7 protein-coding genes are annotated in these 11,554 nt (G+C 62.8%); 6 read left to right on the top strand and 1 reads right to left on the bottom strand.

What is annotated here, in order from left to right; translation table 11 throughout:
* The first annotated feature begins 1,686 nt into the window (after positions 1 to 1,686).
* Entirely contained in the window at positions 1,687 to 1,920 is a 234-nt protein-coding gene (locus ABEA12_RS16850) for a hypothetical protein (protein ID WP_210102324.1), read from the top strand.
* A gap of 20 nt (positions 1,921 to 1,940) precedes the next feature.
* Here the strand turns inward: ABEA12_RS16850 and ABEA12_RS16845 are convergent, their stop codons facing one another.
* Positions 1,941 to 4,328 (bottom strand): ATP-binding cassette domain-containing protein, encoded by a 2,388-nt coding sequence (locus tag ABEA12_RS16845; protein ID WP_210102325.1) that lies wholly within the window; start codon positions 4,326 to 4,328, stop codon positions 1,941 to 1,943.
* A gap of 250 nt (positions 4,329 to 4,578) precedes the next feature.
* On the opposite strand from ABEA12_RS16845, the gene ABEA12_RS16840 reads away from it, so the two are divergent.
* The 5 genes from ABEA12_RS16840 (at position 4,579) to ABEA12_RS16820 (ending at position 11,531) form a co-directional block, all read left to right on the top strand.
* Positions 4,579 to 6,312, top strand: a complete 1,734-nt coding sequence (locus tag ABEA12_RS16840; RefSeq protein ID WP_210102711.1) for an ABC transporter ATP-binding protein — start codon at positions 4,579 to 4,581, stop codon at positions 6,310 to 6,312.
* Positions 6,309 to 8,285, top strand: coding sequence for an ABC transporter ATP-binding protein (locus ABEA12_RS16835; RefSeq protein WP_210102326.1), 1,977 nt, complete (start codon positions 6,309 to 6,311; stop codon positions 8,283 to 8,285). Before ABEA12_RS16840 ends, ABEA12_RS16835 begins: the two co-directional genes overlap by 4 nt.
* A 601-nt stretch (positions 8,286 to 8,886) precedes the next feature.
* The gene (locus ABEA12_RS16830) at positions 8,887 to 9,102 is read left to right on the top strand and encodes a hypothetical protein (protein ID WP_210102327.1); all 216 of its coding nucleotides are present in this window, start codon (positions 8,887 to 8,889) and stop codon (positions 9,100 to 9,102) included.
* Positions 9,103 to 9,203: 101 nt separating this feature from the next.
* Complete coding sequence (locus ABEA12_RS16825; RefSeq protein ID WP_210102328.1) at positions 9,204 to 9,863, top strand: hypothetical protein; 660 nt, start codon at positions 9,204 to 9,206, stop codon at positions 9,861 to 9,863.
* Positions 9,864 to 10,055: 192 nt separating this feature from the next.
* Complete coding sequence (locus ABEA12_RS16820; protein ID WP_210102329.1) at positions 10,056 to 11,531, top strand: hypothetical protein; 1,476 nt, start codon at positions 10,056 to 10,058, stop codon at positions 11,529 to 11,531.
* Positions 11,532 to 11,554: the final 23 nt, after the last annotated feature.

The raw sequence follows: 11,554 nt of genomic DNA, 5'->3' as shown, positions 1-11,554 counted from the left end.
GGACCAGTAACCCCGGCAGTAAATCAGTACAGCAGTACCCGCAGTATCCGGTCGTCGGACAGTTTGAGACGACTACAGCAGTAAAGAAGTACCAGCAGTACAGCAGTAGCCGGAGGGCGTGGTCGTCAGATAGTTTGCGACGACCACAGCAGGACAGCAGAACCAGCAACCCCGGCAGTAATTCAGTACCAGCAGTAAATCAGTAGAGCAGTACCCGGAGGGCGTGGTCGTCGGACAGCTTGAGACGACCACAGCAGTACCAGTAACACCGGTAGTACCTGCAGTACCGGGCCGTAGGACAGCTTGAGACGGCCACAGTAGTAAAGCAACACCCTAATGGGGCGGGTTAGTGATGAATCTGTATTCCTCACTAACCCGCCCTTTGACGTTCTTGCTAAAGTTTGCGTCGACCACGAGCTGCGTACCTCTATGGCAGGAATCGGAGTTGACGCTATCCAAAAACTCCGCCCCGGGATCTTGGCGGTTATCCCTCGGTCGCCCGCTGCAGTTTTCGCGTAGGGTTCCCCGGCGGAGGAGTTTATGGGGTGGCTTGTGAAAAAGTCGAATATCCGACGGTTGGACGGTTCTCCGCCCAGAGTGTGCCCCGTTGATCGACATTGTGTCTGGTTTGTAGTCCTGGCTCCGCTGCTTCGTGGGCATTGGGCATGGCAAAGCCTGGAGGTCATTACAGGGACGCGTGCACTGCATGCATTACACCGTGGACCGCTGGAACCCGGGGCTGATTGCAACTCCGGGGCAGTGTCGCTGAAGCATTCTTATCGGACACTGATCCTTGGCGTCGAATGTATAGACGCGGCTTTCGGTAGCGGGTGTGGGTCGAAGCGGTAGCGCGTGCGTGGGCATCGGAAAGCGCCGGGACGAGTCCTGGCCGCTGGTGTCTCCATGGCCGGGAACCACGCCACGCGGCTGCGACCGGAGGGGCCGAGCTCCAAGACTGGCCGGCGGCCCGCGGCGCGGCACCCGGTCCCACGCCCAGTTGCCGGCCGGGAGCATAGTGCCAGGCTGCCCGGGGACCGCCGAGGAATCCCGAAAACGGCGACGGCACGGCGCACCGGAATGCGTGCTACTGCGGCCAGATCAGGCGACATGCGGGCAATCGCAGGCCCACCAGAGCATGTGCCAACGGCGTCTGTACATCCCGCACGGACGCCGCAAGGACGACGTACGGAGTGCCTACACTCCCCGGTGGTCGGGCAGCGTCGCCCCGGGCACGGTCCGAGCCCGCATCCGGATTGCCCGGCCATGTTGCCGCAGCACGGGTGACCGTGGATGAGGCGCCGGAGCACAGGCTTCGGCCCGGGGAGCTCGATGCAGCTCGCCGGCCCATCGGACCCCGCGAAGGTGCTATCCGATGTACCCACGAGTGCTACCGTTTCGCCCCACGACCGCTATCGGATGCTCCGAATTAACATCGAATATTTGACGAATTCACAAGCCACCCCCACGACCCGGCCTGTTTAGCCTTGCCTCTGGATTCAGACAGCTTCGTTGCCGCATACACCCGTGACAAGGCCATCGAGGCGGACATGGGGGTCCCGCACCCGTGCACGGCTCGTGGTCGGTGGGCCCGACGCGTGGAATACAATGGGCCATGACGGCCGCGCATCCGCGGAAGATCCGATCCGCTTCGGTGGACCGGGGTTCCACAGAGGGAGACTGAATTCAATGTCCGACCAGAGACTGCCCATTGTCGAAGACACCACGGGGCTGAGCCTGATGTACCGGGCCTTGTGGCGACTGCAATTCGTGGGATTCTTCTTCTTCGGACCCGCCGAGCAGGCCCCGCACCGCGATCCCCGTGAACGGCTCAAACGCGATCGGGCACGTAGGGTGCTCAGCGCCCACGAAGCCGCCGGAACCCAAGCCCCTGACGAGGTCATCTCCACCGCCAAGAGCTGATCCCCCGAGATCGCGGTGGGTTACGCGCCGATATAGTCGGCTAGGTGCTTGCCGGTCAAGGTGCTGCGCCCAGCCACCAGATCCGCAGGGGTGCCCTCGAAGACAACGGCGCCGCCATCGTGGCCGGCCCCGGGGCCAAGATCGATGATCCAGTCGGCGTGAGCCATCACCGCTTGGTGGTGCTCGATCACGATGACCGATTTGCCTCCGTCCACCAGACGGTCCAGCAGGCCCAGCAATTGCTGCACATCGGCCAGATGCAGGCCGGTGGTCGGCTCGTCGAGGATGAGGACCGCGCCCTTCTCGCCCATGTGGGTGGCGAGTTTCAGCCGTTGGCGCTCTCCGCCGGACAGCGTGGTCAATGGCTGCCCCAGGCTGAGGTACCCCAGCCCCACGTCCACCAGATGGGTGAGGATCTTGTGCGCGGCGGGCAATTTGGCCTCACCGTCGGCGAAGAAGTCCTGCGCCTGCGTCGCAGACAGCGCCAAGACCTCGGAGATGTCCTTGCCGCCGAGCTGGTACTCGAGCACCATGGAATCAAAACGCTTGCCCCCACACTCCTCGCAGGTGCTCGAGACCCCGGCCATCATGCCCAGATCGGTGAAAATGACTCCCGCGCCGTTGCACGTGGGGCAGGCGCCTTCGGAGTTCGCGCTGAACAGGCCCGGCTTCACGCCGTGGGCCTTGGCAAAGGCCTTGCGGATCGGTTCGAGAAGACCGGTGTAGGTTGCGGGGTTTGAGCGTCGCGAGCCCTTGATGGCACCTTGATCGACGGTGATGACGTCCTCGAATCCGGCAATGGAACCGGTGACCAGTGAACTCTTGCCCGATCCGGCGACCCCGGTGAGCACCGTGAGCACCCCCAGCGGGATGTCTACGTCCACGTTTTTCAGGTTGTTGGTCTTGGCCCCCCTCACCTCGATCGCCCGGACGGAGCTGCGAACCGTTTCCTTGAGCTTCACCCGATCATCCAGGTGGTGCCCGGTGATGGTGTCCGAGGCCCGCAACCCCTCGACGCTTCCCTCGAACATCACTTGCCCGCCTCCGGAACCGGCCATGGGACCCAGGTCAACGACGTGGTCTGCGATCGTAATCATCTCCGGCTTGTGCTCGACCACCAGCACCGTGTTGCCCTTGTCGCGCAGGGCGAGCAGCAGCTCGTTCATCTTCTCGATGTCATGTGGGTGCAACCCGATGCTGGGTTCGTCGAAGACATAGGTGACATCGGTGAGCGACGAGCCAAGGTGTCGGATCATCTTGGTGCGTTGCGCTTCCCCGCCCGAGAGAGTGCCCGAGGGCCTGTCCAGGGAAAGATAGCCCAGGCCGATGTCCACGAAGGAATCCAGCGTGTCTCCTAGCGCCTTGAGCAGCGGGGCCACGGAGGGTTCGCTGAGCCCGCGGACCCAGGGGGCCAGGTCGCTGACCTGCATGGCGCAGGCATCGGCGATGCTTTTAGAGTCGATCTTCGAGTTCCGCGCGTGTTCGGCCAACCGCGTACCGCCGCATTCGGGACAGGCGGCGAAGGTGATCGCGCGCTCGACAAACGCCCGGATGTGGGGTTGCATGGCCTCGATGTCCTTGGCGAGATAGGTCTTCTTGATCTGCGGGACCAACCCCAGGTAGGTCAGGTTCACGCCCTCGACCTTGATCTTGGTGGCCTCCTTGTAGAGGAGGTTCTCCAATTCCTCCATGGAATAATCGCGGATCTTCTTGTCGGTGTCGAACCAGCCGCACCCGCGGAAGATACGCCCGTACCAGCCCTCCATGGAGTAGCCGGGGATTTTCAGTGCGCCCCCGTTCAGCGACTTGTCGGCATCGTAGAGTGCCGTGAGGTCGAAGTCGTTGACAGTACCGCGACCCTCGCACGCCGGGCACATGCCACCGGTGATGGAGAAGCTGCGCCGCTCCTTGACCTTCTTTCCGCCCTTTTCCATGGTGACGGCACCGGCACCTGAAATCGAGGGCACGTTGAAGGAGTAGGCCTGGGGGGAACCGATGTGTGGTTGGCCGAGACGGGAAAAGACGATGCGAAGCATCGCGTTGGCATCGGTGACGGTGCCGAGCGTGGAACGCGGATTGGCACCCAGTCGTTCTTGGTCGACGAGGATCGCCGTGGTCAGTCCCTCGAGGGTGTCGACCTCGGGCCGGGCCAGGGTGGGCATGAACCCCTGGACGAACGCCGAGTAGGTTTCGTTGATCATGCGTTGGGATTCGGCGGCAATGGTGCCGAAAACCAGCGAAGACTTTCCCGATCCGGAGACCCCGGTGAACACCGTGAGCCGGCGCTTGGGGATCTCGAGGCTGATGTCCTTGAGGTTGTTCACCCGCGCTCCGTGCACCCTGATCATCTCGTGTCGATCCGCCGCGTGCACCGTCGTGGATTCACTTCTGCCGGTGTTGGCGCGCATGGCTTCTCTTCTCTCCGATATCTCTCCGCGTCTCCACGAAGCTTCCCGCTGCTTACAATATCGCCCCGGTGCCCCCGCGAGCTTCTGGGGTGCAGCCCAAAATGACGGACCCGCGAAATCCGCCTCCAGCAAAACCGTCCCGCGGGGCCGGATTGCCCTTGTGGGACACGGCTTGCATGGATATGTTCACTACATGTCAGGTTCACGATCCGGCCGCGCGGCCAAGGCCAGCACCAAGGGCCCGGGAAACATGCTGCTGCCGCTATTGCGCAAGTACTTGGCACCGTACGTGAGCCTGCTCGTTGCGGTGGGGATTTTCCAAGCGGCACAGTCCATTGCCTCGCTTTACCTTCCCAGCCTTGTTGCGGACATCATCGACAACGGCGTAGCCAAGGGCGACGTCGCCCACATCATGACCATCGGTGCCATCATGCTCGTGATCACCCTGGTGCAAGTCGCCTGCGCGATCGCTGCGGTGTATTTCGGGGCCAGGACGGCGATGTCGCTGGGTCGCGACCTGCGCGGGGCGATCTTCCATACGGTCAGCGGGTTTTCCGAGCGCGAGGTCTCCGGCTTTGGCGCGCCGTCGTTGATCACCCGCACCACCAATGACGTGCAGCAGGTCCAAATGGTGGTGTTGATGACCTGTACGCTCTTCGTCTCCGCCCCGATCCTGGCCGTTGGCGGGGTGATCATGGCGATGCAGCAGGACCTGGGGCTGTCCTGGCTGATGGCCGTCAGCGTGCCGGTGCTGCTGCTCAGCGTGGGGCTGATCATCAGCAGGATGGTCCCGCTGTTCAGGGTCATGCAAAAGCGCATTGACGTCGTGAACCGGGTGCTGCGCGAACAACTCACTGGCATTCGCGTGATCCGCGCATTCGTCCGTGAGGACCAGGAATCGGCACGCTTCGCCAAGGCCAACTCCGAGCTGACCGAGGTCTCCCTGGGCGCCGGGCGCCTGATGGCGTTGATGTTCCCGATCGTGATGCTGGTGCTCAACATTTCGTCCGTCGCCGTGATTTGGTTTGGCGGGATGCGGGTGGAATCCGGCGAGATGCAGGTCGGCGCCCTGGTTGCCTACCTGAGTTACCTCCTGCAGATCCTGATGGCCGTCATGATGGCCACGTTCATGGGCATGATGCTGCCTCGGGCCACCGTCAGCGCCGACCGCATCGGGGAGGTGCTGCACACCGAGTCCACGGTCAAGGCCGCGAACCCGGCGGTGGGCCGGGTACGCGAAACCGGCACCGTGGAATTTTCCGACGTATCGTTCTCCTATCCCGGAGCCGAGCAGCCGGTGTTGCACCACCTTGATTTTTCGTTGCACCAGGGCCAAACCACTGCCGTCATCGGATCCACGGGCTCCGGGAAGAGCACCCTGGTGAACCTGGTGCCGCGGCTATTTGATGCCACCGACGGGACGGTTCTGGTGGACGGAGTCGATGTCCGGGAGTTGGAGCCGGATTTGTTGTGGAGCCGGATCGGGATCATCCCGCAAAAACCGTACTTGTTTTCCGGGACGGTCGCCTCCAACCTGCGCTACGGCAAGCCCGATGCCACCGAGGATCAATTGTGGGAAGCCCTGGAGATAGCGCAGGCGCGTGACTTCGTCGCTTCCATGGATGGCGGATTGGAAGCAAAGATTGCCCAGGGTGGCACCAATGTCTCCGGCGGGCAGCGCCAACGCCTGGCCATCGCCCGGGCACTGGTCAAGGACCCGGAGATCTACATCTTCGACGACTCGTTCTCCGCACTGGACTCGGCCACCGATGCCCGGCTGCGCCTCGCGCTGAAAAGGCACCGCAGTTCGGCGACGATGCTGATCGTCGCCCAACGCGTGGCGACCATCAAGGATGCCGAAGCCATCATCGTGTTGGAGGGTGGACGCATCGTGGGCCATGGGACGCACGAGGAACTTCTCGAGGCCTCCGAGACCTATGTGGAAATCCTTGAGTCCCAGCTCACTGCGGAGGCGACGGCATGAGCGAGTCCAGTCGGAAGGAGACAACCAGCACGCGTGTCGCCGGTCCGCCGGTCCGCAGGCACGGCCCTGGTGCCGGTGCCTCGATGCCGGCGGAGAAGGCCTTGAACTTTGGGCCCTCCGCCAAGAAGTTGCTGCGCCGGTTGGCTCCGCACCGCATTGGCCTGGCCGCGGTGCTGCTGCTGGGAATACTCAGCGTGGGGCTCAGCGTGCTGGGACCAAAGCTCTTGGGCCAGGGAACCAACCTGATCTTTGAGGGCGTCATTTCCAAGAAGCTCCCGCCGGGCCTCACCCAGGACCAAGTGATTTCGGGCCTGCGCGCCTCCGGGCAGGGTGCCCAGGCGGACCTGCTCTCGGGCATGCACCTGACCCCGGGGATCGGGGTTGACCTGGACGCACTGGGGATGGTGCTGCTGGGTGTGCTGGCGATCTATGTGTTCTCCTCAGTCTTTGGGTGGCTTCAGGCCTATGTGCTCAACGAGGTGGTCCAGAAGAGCATGTATAGCCTGCGCCAAGGTGTCGAACACAAGATCAACAGGCTGCCGCTGGGCTACTACGACAAGATGCAGCGCGGGGAGCTGCTCTCGCGGGTCACCAACGACATCGACAACGTGGCCCAGTCGCTGCAGCAGACCTTCAGCCAGATGGTGACCTCGCTGCTGACCGTGATCGGTGTGCTGGTGATGATGTTGGTGGTCTCCCCGATGCTGACGTTGATTGCCGTCGTGGCGATTCCGTTGACCATCGTGATCACCACCCTGGTGGCCAAGCGCTCGCAAAAGCTGTTCGTCGCCCAGTGGAAACACACCGGTGAGCTCAACGCGCACATCGAGGAGAACTACACGGGGCATTCGCTGGTCAAGGTCTTCGGCCGTCAGGCCGAGACCAACGCGGTCCTTGATTCGAAGAACCAGGAGCTCTACCAGGCAAGTTTCGGGGCGCAATTCGTCTCGGGGATCATCCAGCCCTCGATGATGTTCGTTGGAAACCTCACCTATGTTGCCATTGCCGTGGTCGGTGGGATGTTCGTGGCTGGAGGCTCCATGCGTCTGGGGGATGTGCAGGCGTTCCTGCAGTATTCGCGCCAGGTCACGCAGCCGCTGACCCAGCTGGGAAGCATGGCCAACCTGGTCCAGTCGGGCATTGCCTCGGCCGAACGCGTCTTTGAACTGCTTGAAGCCGAAGAGCAGTCCGCCGATCCGATTGCCGCCCAAAGTCCGCGCGGGGGCAGCGGCGAGTTGGTCTTCGAGAATGTCAGCTTCAGCTATTCCCCCGAGAAGCCGCTGATCGAGAATGTGTCCCTGACCGCCGAGCCCGGCCACACCATCGCCATCGTGAGGCCCACGGGGGCAGGCAAAACAACGTTGGTGAACCTGATCATGCGCTTCTACGAGCTGGATTCCGGGCGCATCACTCTGGACGGGGTCGACATCGCGGCCATGACCCGTGATGACCTGCGCCAACGCATGGGGATGGTGCTGCAGGACGCGTGGCTTTTCGGCGGCACGATCCGCGAAAACATCGCCTACGGGCGGCCCGAGGCCACCGAGGAAGAAATCATCGACGCGGCCACAGCGACCTATGTGGATAGGTTTGTGCGCTCCCTGCCCGAGGGGTACGACACGGTGCTCACCGACGAAGCGGAGAACGTCAGCGCCGGGGAACGGCAATTGATCACCATCGCCCGTGCCTTCCTGGCCAAGCCCAACGTGCTGATCCTCGATGAGGCCACCAGCTCGGTTGACACCCGGACCGAAGTCTTGGTGCAACAGGCCATGGCAGCGCTGCGCAGCGACCGCACCAGCTTCGTGATTGCCCATCGGCTCTCCACGATCCGCGACGCCGACCTGATCCTGGTGATGGACGCGGGGCACATCGTTGAACAGGGGACCCACGACGAGCTGCTAGCCGCGGGTGGCGCCTACTTCGAGCTCTACAACGCACAGTTCGCGCTTCCCGTCGATGACGGGCCCTAGGTGCAGCCCGACGGAGAACACGCGTTGCTCAGCGATGAATGGGCAGCCTGTGTGATTTTTGTTGGAATCGAGACAAGTGTCATTACTCATTGTGGATTAGCCTCTGACAATTAGTGCCTCCCCTGGAGGTAGGGGTTTGTCGCCAAGGGGGCCGGGGAGTGTGCGGCGAGACCTCGAAACCGAGGGCGAATCCGGACTTCTTGCGTGTTGGCATCTCCGGCATCGTGGCCGGCCCAGGAGATGCCCGGGCCAACCCTTTCAATGTCGGCATGCTCATGAGTGAAGATGCATTAGCCCATGACATCCAAGACGCCAGTGGGTCCTTTGCCACGATCCGTCATTGACGATATTAGGTGCGTGCAGACACCCTCCTATCAACGTCGTACCGGGGATCGGCCGGGACCTTCGATTCAGGTCTTGACAGGGCACGGCACCGAACCAGACCCCCATCCGGATTCCCGAAAAGGTACTGTCTTTCGCAGAGCCATGTCCCAAGCAGCTCCGGTGACATCGCGTTTCCTCCGGTCGGCCGGTAACCCGTGTGGAGGAATAGCACTGGTGCAGGCCGCCGACGTTGTCCTGACACCGAAAGGCACACCCGATGAGCGAAAATCTCTCTCACTATCGGCAGGCACTCCTCGATGAGCGCCGCAGCACCCATGCAACCCTTGTCGGGACCATTGCCGAACACGTCAAAAACGTTTCGGACGTCGATGAACTCGCCTTTGTGCCCGGTCAGCAACATCCGGTATGCAGCGATAGCGAGGAGGTGTTGTGGCTTGCGCTGGAGCAGCTCATGTTTGTTGATGCCCCATAGGCCGGGGAGTTACCCGTGGTCTGGTTCGGTTACCACGTCCAGAGCCGGTTCTCCGGCAAGCGGGAGGCGCAGGGAATCCTGCTGACGGACGCAGGCTGATCGTGAAGGACGACTGCGATGGAGTCTTCGGCAAGGCGACGGCCCGCTCCTATCCGCTGTACCTGGGCACGGACGGTCCCCGGGAAACAGCCGCCGTCATCAGCGCCAAGGCAAGTGATTCCTATTCGTGGACGTTTGCCAAAGGGCTCGTGAACGAGGGTATGTCGAGCGCCCTAGCCGGTCGGGTCGGAACGTCAGTGGCTGCGGTGCTCAAGATCCTCCACGAGCTTGGTGCGCCCCTCGGCCACGAGCCGAAGGTGGCCGGCGACCTGCGAGGCAGGATCGCCGAACTCGGGCTGAGCGCAATGGTGAAGTATCCGGAGGATCCAAAGCAACGCAAGCACTTCGCAAAACTTGCCAAGAAGATCCAGCTTGAAGACAACGAAAAGACTCTTGCCACCTTCACCGACGCCACCTTCTTGGGTGTGTACGGACTGATCCTCACTTCCCGTGCGGTGCGTTCACGGGATCTGGGTGAGGACCCTGTGCTGACGCCGTGGGAATCGGTCGAGCCCATGAACGTGGCACCTAATGCTGCAAATGGCAAGCAGCTCATGGTGGCACCGGGTGCCGTGCATGAGCTTCCACAGTCACTCACCCTCTTGCAGGTCGAAGCAGTGGCGGATCTCGTTCGTGAATTTGCGGCCGGATCCGTGACCTAACGGCCCAAGCCTCCTCCCCAATGGGCCCCTCCAGGTCCATTGACACGGGATCACACCCCTACCCTTGAATTTCTCCTAGTCAGAGACCGACAATGAGTGACCGGGCTTCGGCCCCGGAAACGGTGCCCCGTCAGGGAGAAGACCATTTTCAGCCGAGGGCGGCACCGTCACAATCAGCGGCGGGAGAGAGCCATGAAAGACCCGGATCTACTGGAAATCCGGATTCACGGAGTGCGCAACACACCGGCCCACCGGATGCTTCAGGTGCCGGGCGCCAAGCTGCTCATGGGGCGCGGCGATGCTGCGGCCGGATTTTCGACGGTTGCTGATCCCGCCCCGGGAGAGCCCGAGGCTAATCACCGCCTTGAAGCCTACTCATGGGGACAACTTGCCCGAAGCACCGGGCTGCCGCAACTTGGCCGTGTGGGTGATGCGGCGGTGCGGGTCATCTGGTTTGCCTTGGCTCCCTTTGGCTTGGTGAATACGGCGTTCTGGTCCCGTGCCCGGGTGTTGGACCACCCGCTTGAGGCCGACGGGCAGGAGAGGCCAACTGATGGCCACGAACAGATTGCGCGGCTGGGTTCGGCGGTGAACGCGGGCCCCGGAACGGGTACGATCCGTTTCGTGGGGTTGCTGTTGACTTTGATGTTGGTGGTGACGGCTGCTTCGATCACGATGCGTTTCGACACCGACGTGCTATTCAAGACGTTCACCCCCTTGCGCAACTGGACGCCGGGCCAGGACCTCGCTTTGGCGGGACTGGTGTGTGCGGCCGGGGTGGTGGTGATCTGGGCGCTCCCGAAACTGGCCAATATCTCCTTTATGCCCGTTCCCCACCTGCCTGGGCCCACAGCGTCCCCCTCGAAGGCTCAGGACGCTGCGGCGCCGGCACCGGCGGATGCCTCGCGGCCACTGGTCGCCCATCGACACTTCTGGAAGATCGGTTCGGGCACGGCCGGACTGGCCGTGAATCACCTGACAGCCTCGTTCGCCCTGTTGGCGGGTCTCGTTGCAGGCTCCTACCTCGCGGCGGCGGCCCGTCCCGAAGCGGAACGGGATGCGGGCATCGGCTGGTGGATTGTTCTTGCCGCGGTCGCAACGACCCTGTTCCTGTTCAGCTTGGTGCGCAGCGTCAAGTACGAGCATTCCAGCTATCTTGATCTGTCCGTGCTGGTCGCAGGTTCTGCGGTTCTTGCCACCGCAGTGGCCCTGTCGGCGTGGGGACCGAGCTTGCCCATGGAGGACAACGGCACCCCGCTCGTTGCTGCCGCCTTGGTCTTGGCATTGGTGATCGCCCTGGGGATGGTCCGGGCGAGGGGTTCCGCAGGATCCTCCGGCGATAGGGAGCTGGAGCAGACGGGTTGGGGCGGACGCGGACCGTTTGTCTTTGCCGCGCTGGCCACCGGGTTTGCCCTGCTGCTCTCCTTTGCCGCAGTCCAGCTTGCAGCCCTGGTTCCCGGAGGCCCGCCCCCTCCCATGGTTTACGTGCTCAGCAGTCTCGGTTTCGTTTTGTTGGTGGGTACGGGCTTGGCATGCATCGTGGTCCGATGGCCCACCCGGGGAGGCCCGCGCGGAGATGAAATGGACGCTGTCGACACGTCGCTGCGGATCAGCTCCTGGCAAGGCGTCGATGGGTGGATGAAGCAGCGAGCCCGGGAACGAGTATGAAAGTCGCGTCGGTTCACCTCGCT

The sequence above is a fragment of the Paeniglutamicibacter antarcticus genome (assembly GCF_039544305.1).
Lineage (GTDB): Bacteria > Actinomycetota > Actinomycetes > Actinomycetales > Micrococcaceae > Paeniglutamicibacter > Paeniglutamicibacter antarcticus_C.
The sequence above is the reverse complement of the archived record's forward strand: the minus strand, read 5'-3'. Positions and strand labels throughout refer to the sequence as shown.

Coding starts and splice junctions, on each gene's coding strand:
- ABEA12_RS16850 (WP_210102324.1), top strand. CDS start 1,687: ATGTCCGACCAGAGACTGCCCATTGTCGAAGACACCACGGGGCTGAGC.
- ABEA12_RS16845 (WP_210102325.1), bottom strand. CDS start 4,328: ATGCGCGCCAACACCGGCAGAAGTGAATCCACGACGGTGCACGCGGCG.
- ABEA12_RS16840 (WP_210102711.1), top strand. CDS start 4,579: ATGCTGCTGCCGCTATTGCGCAAGTACTTGGCACCGTACGTGAGCCTG.
- ABEA12_RS16835 (WP_210102326.1), top strand. CDS start 6,309: ATGAGCGAGTCCAGTCGGAAGGAGACAACCAGCACGCGTGTCGCCGGT.
- ABEA12_RS16830 (WP_210102327.1), top strand. CDS start 8,887: ATGAGCGAAAATCTCTCTCACTATCGGCAGGCACTCCTCGATGAGCGC.
- ABEA12_RS16820 (WP_210102329.1), top strand. CDS start 10,056: ATGAAAGACCCGGATCTACTGGAAATCCGGATTCACGGAGTGCGCAAC.